Raw genomic sequence first — 13,531 nt, 5'->3', positions numbered from 1 at the left:
AGGTGTTCACAGCGAACCCACGCAGACGCTCGGCTGGGGGCCCAGCCGAGCGTCTTGCGGGGACGGTCCTTGAGGCTCTGCGTGGCATGCTCGAGATCTTCCGGACCGTGGAGCGGGAGATCGGTGCCCTGAGGGCAGTGCTGTCGCAGCAGCTCGTTGATGTGCTCGTTCGAGCCGCGCTGCCAGCGCGCGGCGCGCCTACCCCGCGGCGTCTTCTCCGAAGCCGTCGTCGACGAGAGCGCGGAGCGCGTCGAGTGCCCGCTCGGCGTCGGGGCCCTCGGCGGTGACGGAGATGACGTCTCCGTGGGAAGCCCCCAGGGACATCAGGCCCATCACGCTGCGCGCGTCGACCGAGTCGTGCTCGTCAGTGCCGATGCGCACGACGGCGTCGAGGCCCTTCAGTGCGCGGACGACGAGCCCGGCCGGACGCGCGTGCAGGCCGACGTCGTTCGTCAGCGTGAGGCGGATCGGCTCGGTCGAGGCGCGCGCCGGGGCGTCCGAAACGGGAGCCGCGACGCCGAGCTGATCTTCCTTCGCCGCCAGCGCCCCGCGTGCCTCGCGGTCGGCGTCGTCGAGCGTCGCGCCGCCCGCGGCGCTCACGACGACCGCGACGAGCCCCTCTACGAGCGGTGCCGGGCTCAGCCGCACTTCGCACCCCGGATCGACGAACTCGAGCGCCATCTCGGCGCTCATCACCGCCGAGCCGAGGTCCATCAGGACGAGCACGCCGTCATCGCCGGCGACACTCTCGATGGCGTCGGCCACGCGGGTCGCGTCGGTTCCCGTGACGCCCTCGCCAGCGCCTGCCGCGAGGGCGACGTGAGGCGGATCCTCGGGCACCATCTCGAGAGCGAGATCGAGCGCCGCGCGCGCGAGCGGCGCGCTGTGCGAGACGACGACGATCCCGATCATGCGGAGAGCGTTTCGGACAGTGCGCGGAACAGCAAGGACGTCGAGGCCGCGCCGGGGTCGATGTGGCCTGCGCTGCGCTCGCCGAGGTAGCTGGCCCGTCCCTTGCGTGCGACGAGCGGCTCCGTCGCGTCGCGCCCTGCCTCCGCTGCGTCGGCGGACGCCGCGGCGGCCGGGTCGGACCCCTGCGCGACCGCCTCTTCGAACGCGGCGATGGCGGGCGACATCGCATCGATCATCGTCTTGTCTCCCGGAGCTGCCTTCCCGCGGGCGATGACGCCGTCGAGCCCGGCGCGCAGACCGGCGGCGAAGGCGGATGCCTCGACCTCGGTCTCGTGGCCGAGCGTGGAGGCCAGACGCAGGAAGAACGTGCCGTACAGCGGGCCGCTCGTGCCGCCGACCGTGGAGACCAGCGTCATGCCGACGCCCTTGAACAGCTCGTCAAGGAACTCGGGGCGATCTGCGGAGGCCTTGTCGACCGCCGCGCGCATGCCCCGATCCATGTTCGCGCCGTGGTCGGCGTCTCCGATGGCCGAATCGAGTTCGGTGAGGTGGTCGCGCTGTTCCTCGACGGCCTCGGCGTATCGCGTCATCCACGCCGTCGCGTCGGCAGTGCTGATCGTGTCGGGCATGCGATCACGCTCCCCAGCGCAGGCCGGGTGTGTTGACGGGGGCGTCCCAGAGTCGGATCATCTCGTCGTCGGCACGCAGCAGCGTCAGAGAGCAGCCCGCCATGTCGAGCGAGGTGATGTAGTTGCCGACGAGCCGGCGCGCGATCGTCACACCGGCCTTCTCGAGAAGCGCTGCGACCTCTCCGTACATGAGGTGCAGCTCGAGCAGCGGGCTCGCGCCCATGCCGTTCAGCAGCACGATCACCGGCGACGAGGTCATGTCGAGGTCGGCGAGGATCGGCTCGACGAGCATCTGCGCGATCTCGGAGGCCGGCGCGACCGGCACGCGGCGCCTGCCGGGCTCGCCGTGGATCCCGATCCCGACCTCCATCTCGTCGTCGGGAAGATCGAAGGTGGGCTTTCCCGCGGCGGGGACCGTGCAGCTCGTGAGCGCGACGCCCATCGAGCGGCCCTCGGCGGCGACCCGGCGCGCGAGCGCGGCGACCGTATCGAGGTCGTGGCCCTCTTCTGCGGCCGCGCCGACGATCTTCTCCAGGAGCACTGTGACGCCGACTCCGCGGCGACCCGCCGTGAACGTCGAATCCTGCACGGCCACGTCGTCGTCGGTGACGACGGACTCGACCCGCACGGATCCCGCCAGCTCGGCCGCCATCTCGAAGTTCATCACGTCGCCCGTGTAGTTCTTCACGATGTGAAGCACGCCGGCGCCCCGATCGGCGGCCGTCGTCGCGGCCTCCACCTGATCCGGTGTGGGCGACGTGAACACCTCGCCCGCGCACGCGGCGTCGAGCATCCCCATGCCGACGAAGCCGCCGTGCAGAGGCTCGTGGCCCGAGCCGCCACCGGAGACGAGCGCGACCTTGCCCTGCTCCTTCGGCACGGCGCGATGGACGACGCGGTTCTCGTGGTCGACGCGCACCTGATCGGCGCTCTTCTCCAGGCCGATGAGCGCGTCGCGAACGACGTTCTGCGGATCTCCGATGAGCTTCTTCATCGCTGTGCCTCTCCGCGATTCAGCTGCGTGCCGTTCATGAACGCTCCTTCGCCTCTGGTGCCGGGGCGGCGGCGCCCCCGCGTGTCGATTCGACGGTACCGAAGACCTCTGACACGCGGGGGAGACCTGAACGAATGTGCATCGGCCTCAGGCGACGCCGGCCTCCGAGCGGCCGCGCAGAGCCGAGGTGGGGAGGTCGCTCTTTGGCAGGGGCTCGCCCGCAGCGAGGGCCGCCTCCCAGGCGTCCGTCGTGGCGACGGCCGCGAAGTTCGAGTTCAGCAGCACCATGAGCGTCTCGTGCACCTGGCGCGCGCTCGCGGATCCCGCGTCGTTCGCGAGGTGGATCGCGCCCGTCGCGTCGGACAGGACCTCGACCTCGAATCCGAGGGGCTCGGCGCCGGCGGCCGACGCGAGGACGCAGTTGTTCGTCATGTAGCCCACGAGGGTCACGGTGTCGACGTCGTTCTCGCGGAGCCAGGCGACGAGGCCCTCGTCGGCGAACACGGTGCCGACGTCCTTCGTCGACCGGGCCCACGTCGGCAGGGCGCGCTCGGCGATCTCCGGCTGCAGCTCCCACGCCGCCGAGCCCCGGGCGAAGAGGGGAGCGTTCTCGGGGTACTCGTGCTGCACGGCCGCGACGGGGATCCCCGCTGCTTCGGCGGCGTCGAGCGCCTGGGTGATGCGGCGGATCGACGTCGTCCGATCCGGGTACTGGACCTCGAGCGGTCCGGCGACATACTCGTTCTGCACGTCGATGACAATGAGGGCGCGGCGTCCTGCGGGCATGTGGTGTCTCCTTCCGATTCGCCGCCGTCCGGCGACGCGGATCCAGCATCGCGCCATCTGCGGGCGATTCGTGAGTGGCACGAAGGCCGCTGTTCGATGAGAATGGGCCACATGCAGATCGCCATCCATGCCTTCGATGGGATGAGCATGTTCCACCTGTCGACGCCGATGCTCGTCTTCGACGAGGTCGGACTCACGGGGCGGGCGGATCCCTGGCGCGCGACGGTCTGGACGGATGGCGGCGGCGACGTGCGAACGTCGGGCGGCCTGCGGATCGACGGGCTCGCGGACGCGGCGGCGACAGCGGACGCCGACATCCTCGTGTTCCCGAGCTGGCCCTCGGATCTGCCCGCCGTGCCCGACGAGCTCGTGCGCGTGATCGCCGATGCGCACGCGCGCGGCGCGATGATCGTCGGGCTGTGTCTCGGCGGCTTCCCGGTCGTCGCGAGCGGAATCCTCGACGGGCGCGCGGCCGTGACGCACTGGGCGTCCACCTCCGAACTCGCCGCGTTGCGCAGTGAGGTCGACGTCGACTCTGATTCGCTGTACATCGACCACGGCGACGTGCTGACTTCGGCTGGCACCGCGTCGGCGCTCGATGCCTGTCTGCACATCGTTCGTGAGCGGCTTGGAGCCTCGATCGCGGCGTCGGTCGCGCGCTCGATCGTGATCGCACCGCATCGCGAGGGCGGCCAGGCGCAGTACGTCGAAGGGGTCCCGGAGTCGGGCGAGATGCGCGACGACATCGCACGGGTGCTCGGATGGGCCGACGAGCACCTCGACCAGCGCCTGACGGTCGACGTGCTCGCGCGTCAGGCGCTCATGAGTCGGCGCAGCTTCACCCGTCGATTCCGCCAGGCCACCGGAGCCACGCCCGCCCGGTGGGTGCGCCGTCGGCGCCTCGACGCGGCGCGCGCGCACCTCGAGACAGGCGACGACTCGATCGCCCGTATCGCCGACACGTGCGGGTTCGGCAGCGTCGTCGCCTTTCGTCAGGCGTTCTCGCAGGCGTTCGGCACGACGCCGACCTCGTATCGACGGCGCTTCGCGGACGCGCCGCGCGCGTGACGCGGGTCCCGCCGCTCAGGTGCGGATCCCGGTAGCGTCGAACATGCCCCCGAATCGACCCTGAACGAAGGTCCGGACTCCGTGACGAACGACGAACGCGACGACGACGCGTACCCCGAGACCGGCATGATCCCTGCGGCGACGGGTCTCATCCCGATCCCCACCGGCGTCGTGCCGGTGTCGGATCGCGTGCGCGGCGCGTCGCAGGAGACGGCGAGTGAGCACAGGGGCGACCAGCTCTCGAGCGGCCGCCGGCTCGCGTACGTCCTGCTGCTCGGTGCCCTGACGGCGCTCGGCCCGTTCACCGTCGACCTGTACCTCCCCGCCTTCCCGTTGCTCGAGGACGAGTTTGGCGTCGGCGAGGCCGCCGTGCAGCTGACGCTCACGGGCACGATGATCGGATTCGCCGTCGGACAGCTCATTGCGGGGCCGCTGAGCGACGCCGTCGGACGCCGGTGGCCGCTGCTCATCGGCACGGCGCTCCACGTCGTCTCGACCACGGTCGCCGTCTTCTCGCCGTCGATCGAGATGCTCGGCATCGCGCGCGTCCTGATGGGCGTCGGGGCCGCCGCGGGAGGTGTCGTCGCGATGGCGACCGTGCGCGATCTGTTTGGCGGCAGGCGGCTCGCCATCATGCTCTCGCGCCTCGCGCTCGTCACGGGCGCGGCCCCTGTCGTCGCCCCGCTCATCGGATCCGCGCTCCTCGAGGTGCTGCCGTGGCGCGGCATCTTCGTCGCCCTCGCAGGCTACGGGGTGGCGATGCTGCTGTTCGCGATCTTCTCCCTCCCGGAGACGCGGCCGAAGGAAGACCGCGCGACGGCCGAGACGACGTCGATCCGGCACAGGTACCGCGTCGTGTTCTCGGACCGCGTGTACGTCGGCGTGCTGCTGATCGGCGCGATGACCTTCTCCGGGTTGTTCTCCTATCTCTCGAGCTCGTCGTTCCTGTTTCAGACCGGGTACGGGCTGAGCGCCCTGCAGTTCGGCACGATCTTCGCCGTGAACTCGGTCGGCCTCATCATCGGCAACCAGATCGCGGCGCGACTTGCGGTGCGCTTCGGGCCCCAGTGGGTGCTCGCGTACTCGACGGGAGCGCTCCTGATCGCGGCCTGCGCCATCCCCGTCTGCGCACAGCTGATCCCGAGCGCGTGGGGCGTCATCATCCCGCTGTTCCTCTTCATGACCTCGTGCGGGTTCACATTCCCGTGCGCGCAGGTGCTCGCGCTCGATCGTCACCCCGACGCGGCCGGCACGGCGGCGAGCGTGCTCGGAGCCGCGAACAACGGCGTCGCCGGGCTCATCTCGCCGCTCGTCGGCGTCGTGTCGGTGTGGACGGGCGGCATCAGCCCGCTGTCGATGGCGTCGATCATGGCCGCGTGCGCGGTCGTCGGGATCCTCGCCCTGTGGCTGATCGTGCGGCCTCGTACGCTGGGTGGCCTGTCGGACTGACTCGGAGTTGTCCTGGCGAGTCGCGAGGGAACATGCGGATCCGTGCTCGCTCGCGGGGACGATGGTCGCTTAGGTGAGGGGCGTCGTGGCGCTCACGTGCAGGGCGGGCTGCCGGAGGGGCAGTGACGCCCCGCCCGGAAGCTACGCCCGCGCCGCCCAGCGGGCGAGCCGGGCGATGAGCGCGCGGTGGTCGGGGGAGTCGTAGGACCGCGTGTCGTGGCCGAGCAGGTCGACCGCGACACGGGCGGATCCGTACTCCCGGGTCCAGACGACGGGGTGCCGCACGCCCTCGTGATCGTGTGTCGCGACGATGTCGCGGGCGCCGATCTGCTGCAGATACGCATAGCGCTCGTCGACGGCCAGCAACGGCTCGTCCCCGGCGAGCGGATGCTCCGCCCAGTCGAAGCGGGCATCGGAAAGCGGCGGATGCATCGAGATCCCGGGCAGCCAGATCCCGCCCGTCGCAACGGACCACGACGGATAATCGCGCAGCGATGCGAGGGACGTGTGCATCGCGAGCACCCCGATGCCGCGGTCGAGCGCGGCGTCGAGCCCGGTGACGGCGCCGGCAGGGGCGCCGAGGCGGGGCGGCTCGTGCCGCCACGGATCCCCGGCGTTGACGGCGAGGAGATCGGCATCGCCGATCTTCGAAAGTGCCTCGTCGACGGGGGCCGTCTCGACGTGGAAGCCGGCATCGCCCAGAGCATCGGCGAGCCGCGCCGACGTCTCAGGGAACGGGTGCCACGGATCCTCGTAGCGGCCATCGGCTGTGGCGATCAGTGCGCGCAGAGACATGTCCCCATCACACCATGGAGGGCGTGTGCCTGTGGTCCGTCGTCACGAATCGCGGAGATCTCACGAAAAGCGGACGAATTTCGGGACAGCGTCCGCTTCCCGTGAGATCTCCGAATCTCGTGGCGTCGTCACCGCCGCGTCGGCACCGCGTTCGTCTGTGCGACGGCGTCGTCGGTCCCCGTCGGTTCGACGACCGGCGTGACGACGGTCACGGGGCGCGTCTCGTCGATCGTGAGCCGGAACCGCCGGACGTCGCTTCGGTGCAGGCGTCCCGAGGACAGAAGCCACGCCGCGCCGATCGCCGCCGCGATGAGCCCCGCGGCGCCGCCGACGACGATCGCCGCGCGCGGTCCCCACGCGTCGGCCACGGCACCGATGACAGGAGCGCCGATCGGCGTGGATCCCATCATCACCGCCAGGTACAGCGCGAGCACGCGGCCGCGCACGGCCGGATCCGTCGTCGTCTGCACGAAGCCGTTGGCCGTTGTGAGCATCGTCACGGTGCAGAATCCGATCGCCATGCACACGAGCGCGTACGCGAGGTAGGCGGGCATCGCCGCCGACACGATCGACATCGCGCCGAAGCCTGCCGACGCGAGCACCACGACGCGCAGCCGCGCACGATCGCGCCGGGCCGCGAGCAGGGCGCCCGCGAGGGATCCGACGGCGAGCGCCGAGCTGAGCAGTCCGTAGCCGTCGGCGTCGCGGCCGAATTCGACGGCCATGGTCGACGCGAAGATCGGGAAGTTCATGCCGAACGCGCCCATGAGGAATGCCATCGCGAAGATCACGACGAGGTCAGGGCGCGTCAGCACATACCGCAGGCCATCGGCGAGACGCCCGCCGCCCTTCGCCAAGCGGACGCGCGGCTGCAGCTCGTCGCGGCGCATGAGCACGAGGGCCGCGAGCATCGCGGCGAATGTGGCGGCGTTGATGACGAATACCCATCCGCTGCCGACGACGATCAGCAGGAGGCTGCCGACCGCGGGGCCGATGAGCCGCGCCATGTTGAATGATGCCGAGTTGAGGGCGACAGCGTTCGAAGCCTGCGACCGCCCGACGATGTCGCTCACGAACGCCTGCCGCGCGGGGGCGTCGATCGCGTTCGCGACGCCGAAGAGCGTCGCGAGCACGAGCATGATCGGCAGTGTGAGGACGCCCGCCAGGAGGAGCACGCCGATGACGACGGAGAGGAGCCCGAGGCTCGACTGCGTCACGAGCAGCAGCTTCCGCCGGTCGAAGCGGTCGGCGATCCAGCCGGTCACGCCGACGAGGACGAGCGGCGGGCCGAACTGGCAGGCCATCGTGATCCCGACCGCTGTCGCGTCGTGGTCGGTGAGCTCGGTGAGCACGACCCAGTCCTGCGCCGTCGCCTGCATCCACGCGCCGACGTTCGACACGAGCGCGCCGAGGAACCACAGCCGGTAGTTGAAGATGCCGAGTGAGCGGAACATGCTCGTCACCGCCTCACCTCCCGCAGGACGATCGCGGCGGCGTCGTGCAGCGTGCGACGTTCGTCGTCCGAGAGCTCGGCGAGGATCTGCGCGAGCCAGTTGTCTCGGCGGGCAACTGTGTCCTCCACGACGGCGGAGCCCGCCTCGGTGATCGCGATTCTCACCTTGCGGCGATCCTCGGTGTCGGCGACGCGCGTGACGTAGCCGAGCTCCTCGAGGCAGTTGACGGTGCGGTTCATCGACGGAGCAGTGACGCCGTCGCGCTCGGCAAGGGCCGTGAGCGTGTGCGGGCCGTGCAGGTGCACGTTCGCGAGCACGGCGAACTGGCCATCGGACATCGTGCTGATCGATCGCTGCTGGCGGATCCGCCGCGCGAGGCGCAGCGTCGCCGCGCGGATGTCGGAGGTCTGGACGGAGAGGTTTTCGTGAGTCATGCGAATAGTTAGTTTAGGCTATTAGTTTCGGCAAGGATCCGATCCCTCCTGCACAATGACGCCAATTTTCAGTCGACCACCCCGACACGCCGCGGTCCCACGGGCCCCTGCGCAGAATTGGCGTCGTTGTGCAGGGGTGGGCATGTGGGAGGATCGCGCCATGGCTGAGTTCGTCGACCTCCGTGGGACCACGATCTTCTACGACCGCTACGAGCCGGAGGGGGAACCCCGCGGCATCGTGCACGTCCTGCACGGTGTCGGTGAGCACGCCGGGCGCTACCGCGTGCTGGCGGAGGCGCTCGCCGCGGATGGGTGGATCGTCTACGCCGACGACCACCGCGGGCACGGACGCACGGGGATGCGTCAGCACGGAACCGCCGACATGCTCGCGCGCCTCGGCGACGGCGGACACCGTGCGGCCGAGGAAGCCGCGTGGCAGATGTCCGAGATCGCGCGATCCGAGAACCCGGGCCTGCCGCTCGTGATCCTCGGGCATTCGTGGGGGTCGTTCCTCACGCAGATCCTCGTCAACGACCACCCCGGCGCCTTCGACGGCGTCGTGCTGGTCGGCTCCGCCCTGCGCTGGCCCGGCTTTCTCAACGCGCGGCCGCTCAACGCCCGCTGGGACGGGCCGGAGGCGAAGGGCAACGAGTGGATCAGCGAGGATCCCGAGGTGCAGGACGCGGCGCTCGCGGATCCGCTGACGACGCAGACGCCGCTCGCGGAGGCGTTCGGGCCGCTGAATACGCTCCGGCTCATCGGCCGCCCCGCGAAGGATCTGCCGGACACGCCGGTGCTGCTCATGGTGGGCCGCGACGACCCCGTGGGTGGCCCGCGCGCGGTGCACGCGCTCGCCGCGGCGTACCGCGAGCGCTCGGGATTCACCGACGTCACGACCCGTGTCTTCGCGGGCCGGCACGAGATCCTCAACGGCTTCGAGCAGGAGAGCGTGCGCGCCGACATCCTCGCCTGGCTCGACGCGCGGTTCCCGGCGTAAGCCGGTCCCTCTCGCAGCACGACGCAGTCAGAACTGCGGTCGATGCCGGAAAGTGCAGCCTTTCGCGGGCTTCCTTGCCGGATTGACTGCGTTGTGTTGTGTGTGCGACCGGACCCCTGTCAGCCCGCCCGACTACCCTGGTGGAATGCACGGCGAGTACAAGGTTCCCGGCGGCAAGCTCGTCGTGGTCGACCTCGAGGTGGCCGAGGGGAAGATCAGCGAGTTCGCGCTCGCGGGTGACTTCTTCCTCGAGCCCGACGAGGCCCTGATCGACATCAACCGCGCGGTCGTCGGCCTGCCCGACACCGCCGACGTGCCGACGATCGCGGCCGCGATCCGCGGCGCCCTGCCGGATGGCGCCCAGCTGCTCGGGTTCACGCCGGAATCCGTCGGCACGGCCGTGCGCCGCGCCCTCGTCACGGCGTCGACCTGGTCGGACTTCGAGTGGGAGATCATCGACGATCCGGCCGTCTCGCCCATGATGAACCTCGCGCTCGACGAGGTGCTCACGGAACGCGTCGGCGAGGGGCTGCGCAAGCCGACGCTCCGGATCTGGGAGTGGGATCGCTCGGCCGTCGTCATCGGATCCTTCCAGTCGTACCGGAACGAGGTGGATCCCGAGGGCGCGCGGAAGCACGGCTTCGACGTCGTGCGCCGCATCTCCGGCGGCGGCGCGATGCTCATGGGTGCCGAGCAGATCATCACCTACTCGCTCTACGCGCCCGCCTCGCTCGTCGCGGGCCTCACGTTCGCCGACTCGTACGCGTTCCTCGACGACTGGGTGCTGCAGGCGCTGAAGACCATCGGGATCGAGGCGAGCTATCAGGGTCTCAACGACATCGCGAGCCCGCAGGGCAAGATCGGCGGCGCCGCGCAGAAGCGCCTCGCGAACGGCGGGATCCTGCATCACGCGACCCTGAGCTACGACATCGACGGCCAGGTGATGACCGAGGTGCTGCGCATCGGCCGCGAGAAGCTCAGCGACAAGGGGACGACGTCCGCCGCGAAGCGCGTGGATCCCATTCGCAGTCAGACGGGCATGGAGCGTCGCGCGATCCTCGACGCGTTCATGAACGAGTTCCAGAAGTTCACGGGCGCCGAGCGCGGATCCGTGACCGAGGAGGAGCTCGCGCAGGCCGAGGAGCTCGTGCGCACGAAGTTCTCGACCGAGCAGTGGCTGCACCGGGTCCCGTGACGATCGCCGATTCTGCCCCGCAGAGGGGCCTCAGCCGAGGCGCGCCCGTCGCGATCCACCACGGCGACAATCTCGAGGTCACCCGAACGCTGCCTGACGGCGCCTTCACGATGATCTATCTGGATCCGCCCTTCAACACGGGGCGGAAACGCCAGCACACGACGCAGCGCGCGAACCACGCGCCCGACGCCGTGCACGTGGATTCGGTGGACGACGATGCCGATGACGCCCTCTTCGGCGACGACTTCCTGAACGCGACGGAGAACCCCGTCTGGAACGGATTCCACGGGCGCAAGTACGAGCGGATCCGCCAGACCCTCACGACGTTCGACGACCGCTTCGACGACTACTGGGCGTTCCTCGAACCGCGTTTGAGCGAGGCGTGGCGCCTGCTCGCCGAGGACGGCACTCTCTACCTGCACCTCGACTACCGTGAGGCGCACTACGCGAAGGTGATGCTCGACGCCGTCTTCGGCCGCGACCACTTCCTCAACGAGATCGTGTGGGCGTACGACTACGGCGCGAAGAGTCGCTCGCGTTGGCCCACGAAGCACGACACGATCCTCGTGTACGTCAAGGATCCCGACAAGTACCACTTCGACTCCGATGCGGTCGATCGCGAGCCCTATATGGCGCCCGGTCTCGTCGATGCCGAGAAGGCCGCGCGCGGCAAGCTGCCGACGGACGTCTGGTGGCACACGATCGTGCCGACGGGCGGATCCGAGCGCACGGGGTATCCGACGCAGAAGCCCGAGGGGATCCTCGCGCGCATGATCAAGGCGTCCACGCGGCCGGGCGACCGTGTGCTCGATTTCTTCGCGGGATCCGGCACGACGGGCGCCGTCGCGAGCCGTCTCGGCAGGCAGGCCGTGCTCGTCGACGGAAGCCCCCGCGCCATCGAGGTGATGCAGGAGCGCATGCCCCACGCCGTCGTGATCCGGTAGGGGACGTTCCCGCTCGTGCCGGGACCGCCCGCGTACCGCTAGCCTGACCGCATGCGTTTCGGAACCTTCATTCCTCAGGGCTGGCGATTCGACCTCGTCGGCATCGATCCGGCCGAGCAGTGGAACACGATGCGAGGCCTCGCGCAGCGCGCCGACGACGGCCCGTGGGAGTCGATCTGGGTCTACGACCACTTCCACACGACGCCGGTGCCGAGCGAGGAGGCGACGCACGAGGCGTGGACGCTGATGTCGGCGTTCGCCGCGTCGACGAGCCGCATCCGCCTCGGCCAGATGTGCACGTGCATGGGATACCGCAACCCGGCGTACCTCGCGAAGGTCGCGGCGACAGTGGACCACGTGTCGAATGGCCGTCTCGAGATGGGCATCGGCGGCGGCTGGTACGAGCACGAGTGGCGCGCGTACGGCTACGGATTCCCCGAGGTGCCCGATCGCCTGCGCGCGCTGCGCGAGGGCGTCGAGATCATGAAGCAGGCGTGGGAGACCGGATCCGCGACGCTCGACGGCCGCTACTTCCAGGTCGATGGCGCGATCGTGCAGCCGCAGCCGCTGCAGGATCCCGCGATCCCGTTCTGGATCGCCGGCGGCGGCGAGAAGGTGACCCTCAAGATTGCCGCGAAGTACGCCCAGTACACGAACTTCGCGGGCGGCGACATCGAGACCTTCCGCCACAAGGACCAGGTGCTGCGCGGGCACTGCGATGCGCTCGGACGCGACCACACGGAGATCACTCGCACGACCGACATCAACGTCATCATCGGCGAGACCGAGGCCGAGGTCGCCGACCGCGTCGCGGCGGTCGGCGCGCGTCTCAAGCCGCACCTCGGTGAGAAGTACGAGGGAGCGATGAAGAACTACGGCGCCGACGTCCCCACCGTCGGGACGGTCGAGCAGGTCACGGAGCACCTGCACGCGATGAAGGCGGCGGGCGTCGACTACACGATCGCCTACTTCCCCGAGATGGCGTACGACACGGCAGGCGTCGAGCTGTTCGAGAAGAAGGTCATCCCCGAACTGGCGTAGCGAAGGTTATGCACAGGCCTGCACATGCATGTGCAGGTCGGCGTACGATGGCGCCATGGCGACATTGGAGAAGCGGGTTCAGGTGCTGTTCGAAGCCGAGCAGTATGAGCGGATCCAGGCGGAGGCGGCACGTCAGCACATGAGCGTCGGCGCCTTCATCCGCGAGGCGGTCGACGGGTGGATGGACCGGAAGAGGGTCGATGCGCGAGCGGCGGCGAAGCGGCTGTGGGCGTGGGCCGATGCGAATCCCAGTCCGGGGATCACTCCGGAGTACTGGGAAGCCCACAAGGATGACCTGAACGACAGGCCGGCCTTGCGTGACATCTCGTGAACCCGATGGGAAATGATGCGGTCCTCGTCGACGCGACGGTCGTCCTCCACGCGCTGGGGGACGTGCAGCCGCAGCGGGACATCTGTCGAGCATTTCTCGACGATCTCTGGGCGGGCTCGGGGCGGGCGTATGCAAGCACCGAGATGATCCAGGAGGTCGTGTTCCACCGGCTCCGGCGCGACGACCGCGCGGTAGCCGCGGCTGCGGCACGGAGGATCGTGCCGCTCTTCATCGTCCTGAACTTCGACCACGAGGTGCTCGAACTGTCGCTCGATCTCGTTGAGAAGACGAGCATCCGTGGCCGAGACGCCGTGCACGCGGCCACGGCGCTTGCGTACGGAATCGAGACGATCGCCTCCTCGGACGCGGCGTTTGACGAGATCCCCGGCCTGCGCCGCATCGATCCCCTGCGCGCGACCGCCGGATCCTGACGACAGTCGCCAGGCAAGTCCACAAGTCTTCGTCGAGTCCGCTGCAACTTGCAGCGGACTCGACGAAGACT

The 13,531-nt window shown here is 69.6% G+C and carries 15 protein-coding genes; 8 read left to right on the top strand and 7 right to left on the bottom strand.

Annotated features, from left to right (window positions below):
- Positions 1-198 precede the first annotated feature (198 nt).
- The 4 genes from dhaM to C0012_RS05200 form a co-directional block, all read right to left on the bottom strand.
- Positions 199-912 carry a dihydroxyacetone kinase phosphoryl donor subunit DhaM gene (dhaM, locus tag C0012_RS05215; RefSeq protein ID WP_110590026.1) on the bottom strand — a complete coding sequence of 238 codons (714 nt, stop codon included), beginning with the start codon at positions 910-912 and terminating at the stop codon, positions 199-201.
- Positions 909-1,541 carry a dihydroxyacetone kinase subunit DhaL gene (dhaL, locus tag C0012_RS05210; protein WP_110590025.1) on the bottom strand — a complete coding sequence of 211 codons (633 nt, stop codon included), beginning with the start codon at positions 1,539-1,541 and terminating at the stop codon, positions 909-911. Before dhaL ends, dhaM begins: the two co-directional genes overlap by 4 nt.
- A 4-nt stretch (positions 1,542-1,545) precedes the next feature.
- Positions 1,546-2,535, bottom strand: a complete 990-nt coding sequence (gene dhaK, locus C0012_RS05205) for a dihydroxyacetone kinase subunit DhaK (protein ID WP_110590024.1) — start codon at positions 2,533-2,535, stop codon at positions 1,546-1,548.
- Between the two features lie 147 nt (positions 2,536-2,682).
- The gene (locus C0012_RS05200; RefSeq protein WP_110590023.1) at positions 2,683-3,321 is read right to left on the bottom strand and encodes an isochorismatase family protein; all 639 of its coding nucleotides are present in this window, start codon (positions 3,319-3,321) and stop codon (positions 2,683-2,685) included.
- Positions 3,322-3,432: 111 nt separating this feature from the next.
- Here C0012_RS05200 and C0012_RS05195 point away from each other — a divergent pair, with 111 nt between their 5' ends.
- Together C0012_RS05195 and C0012_RS05190 are read left to right on the top strand one after the other, a co-directional pair.
- Positions 3,433-4,389 (top strand): GlxA family transcriptional regulator, encoded by a 957-nt coding sequence (locus C0012_RS05195; protein WP_110590140.1) that lies wholly within the window; start codon positions 3,433-3,435, stop codon positions 4,387-4,389.
- Positions 4,390-4,515: 126 nt separating this feature from the next.
- Entirely contained in the window at positions 4,516-5,838 is a 1,323-nt protein-coding gene (locus tag C0012_RS05190) for a multidrug effflux MFS transporter (protein WP_110590139.1), read from the top strand.
- Between the two features lie 141 nt (positions 5,839-5,979).
- Here C0012_RS05190 and C0012_RS05185 read toward each other — a convergent pair whose 3' ends face one another.
- The 3 genes from C0012_RS05185 to C0012_RS05175 form a co-directional block, all read right to left on the bottom strand.
- Positions 5,980-6,633: a ThuA domain-containing protein gene (locus C0012_RS05185; protein WP_110590022.1), complete on the bottom strand. Its 654-nt coding sequence runs from the start codon at positions 6,631-6,633 to the stop codon at positions 5,980-5,982.
- Between the two features lie 128 nt (positions 6,634-6,761).
- Positions 6,762-8,087, bottom strand: a complete 1,326-nt coding sequence (locus tag C0012_RS05180; RefSeq protein WP_110590138.1) for an MFS transporter — start codon at positions 8,085-8,087, stop codon at positions 6,762-6,764.
- 5 nt (positions 8,088-8,092) lie between these two features.
- Positions 8,093-8,521, bottom strand: coding sequence for a MarR family winged helix-turn-helix transcriptional regulator (locus C0012_RS05175; RefSeq protein ID WP_110590021.1), 429 nt, complete (start codon positions 8,519-8,521; stop codon positions 8,093-8,095).
- Positions 8,522-8,681: 160 nt separating this feature from the next.
- On the opposite strand from C0012_RS05175, the gene C0012_RS05170 reads away from it, so the two are divergent.
- The 6 genes from C0012_RS05170 to C0012_RS05145 all read left to right on the top strand — a co-directional run bounded on the left by C0012_RS05170 (position 8,682) and on the right by C0012_RS05145 (position 13,460).
- Entirely contained in the window at positions 8,682-9,518 is an 837-nt protein-coding gene (locus tag C0012_RS05170; RefSeq protein ID WP_110590020.1) for an alpha/beta fold hydrolase, read from the top strand.
- 145 nt (positions 9,519-9,663) lie between these two features.
- Entirely contained in the window at positions 9,664-10,713 is a 1,050-nt protein-coding gene (locus C0012_RS05165) for a lipoate--protein ligase family protein (RefSeq protein WP_110590019.1), read from the top strand.
- Positions 10,710-11,657, top strand: coding sequence for a DNA-methyltransferase (locus C0012_RS05160; RefSeq protein WP_232527781.1), 948 nt, complete (start codon positions 10,710-10,712; stop codon positions 11,655-11,657). The genes C0012_RS05165 and C0012_RS05160 overlap by 4 nt, the downstream gene beginning before the upstream one ends.
- 51 nt (positions 11,658-11,708) lie before the next feature.
- Positions 11,709-12,698 carry an LLM class F420-dependent oxidoreductase gene (locus C0012_RS05155; RefSeq protein ID WP_110590018.1) on the top strand — a complete coding sequence of 330 codons (990 nt, stop codon included), beginning with the start codon at positions 11,709-11,711 and terminating at the stop codon, positions 12,696-12,698.
- Positions 12,699-12,753: 55 nt separating this feature from the next.
- Positions 12,754-13,029, top strand: coding sequence for a plasmid partition protein ParG (locus C0012_RS05150; RefSeq protein WP_162621928.1), 276 nt, complete (start codon positions 12,754-12,756; stop codon positions 13,027-13,029).
- A gap of 5 nt (positions 13,030-13,034) precedes the next feature.
- Positions 13,035-13,460, top strand: coding sequence for a type II toxin-antitoxin system VapC family toxin (locus tag C0012_RS05145; RefSeq protein ID WP_162621927.1), 426 nt, complete (start codon positions 13,035-13,037; stop codon positions 13,458-13,460).
- Positions 13,461-13,531: the final 71 nt, after the last annotated feature.

The organism is Microbacterium suaedae (assembly GCF_003254645.1).
GTDB classification, from domain to species: Bacteria; Actinomycetota; Actinomycetes; order Actinomycetales; family Microbacteriaceae; genus Microbacterium; species Microbacterium suaedae.
The sequence above is the reverse complement of the archived record's forward strand: the minus strand, read 5'-3'. Positions and strand labels throughout refer to the sequence as shown.

Excerpts from the sequence above, each read along its gene's own strand:
- C0012_RS05170 (WP_110590020.1), top strand. The coding sequence starts at position 8,682 with ATGGCTGAGTTCGTCGACCTCCGTGGGACCACGATCTTCTACGACCGC.
- C0012_RS05175 (WP_110590021.1), bottom strand. The coding sequence starts at position 8,521 with ATGACTCACGAAAACCTCTCCGTCCAGACCTCCGACATCCGCGCGGCG.
- C0012_RS05155 (WP_110590018.1), top strand. The coding sequence starts at position 11,709 with ATGCGTTTCGGAACCTTCATTCCTCAGGGCTGGCGATTCGACCTCGTC.
- dhaM (WP_110590026.1), bottom strand. The coding sequence starts at position 912 with ATGATCGGGATCGTCGTCGTCTCGCACAGCGCGCCGCTCGCGCGCGCG.
- C0012_RS05200 (WP_110590023.1), bottom strand. The coding sequence starts at position 3,321 with ATGCCCGCAGGACGCCGCGCCCTCATTGTCATCGACGTGCAGAACGAG.
- C0012_RS05185 (WP_110590022.1), bottom strand. The coding sequence starts at position 6,633 with ATGTCTCTGCGCGCACTGATCGCCACAGCCGATGGCCGCTACGAGGAT.
- C0012_RS05165 (WP_110590019.1), top strand. The coding sequence starts at position 9,664 with ATGCACGGCGAGTACAAGGTTCCCGGCGGCAAGCTCGTCGTGGTCGAC.
- C0012_RS05180 (WP_110590138.1), bottom strand. The coding sequence starts at position 8,087 with ATGTTCCGCTCACTCGGCATCTTCAACTACCGGCTGTGGTTCCTCGGC.
- C0012_RS05145 (WP_162621927.1), top strand. The coding sequence starts at position 13,035 with ATGGGAAATGATGCGGTCCTCGTCGACGCGACGGTCGTCCTCCACGCG.
- C0012_RS05195 (WP_110590140.1), top strand. The coding sequence starts at position 3,433 with ATGCAGATCGCCATCCATGCCTTCGATGGGATGAGCATGTTCCACCTG.
- C0012_RS05190 (WP_110590139.1), top strand. The coding sequence starts at position 4,516 with ATGATCCCTGCGGCGACGGGTCTCATCCCGATCCCCACCGGCGTCGTG.
- C0012_RS05150 (WP_162621928.1), top strand. The coding sequence starts at position 12,754 with ATGGCGACATTGGAGAAGCGGGTTCAGGTGCTGTTCGAAGCCGAGCAG.
- dhaL (WP_110590025.1), bottom strand. The coding sequence starts at position 1,541 with ATGCCCGACACGATCAGCACTGCCGACGCGACGGCGTGGATGACGCGA.
- dhaK (WP_110590024.1), bottom strand. The coding sequence starts at position 2,535 with ATGAAGAAGCTCATCGGAGATCCGCAGAACGTCGTTCGCGACGCGCTC.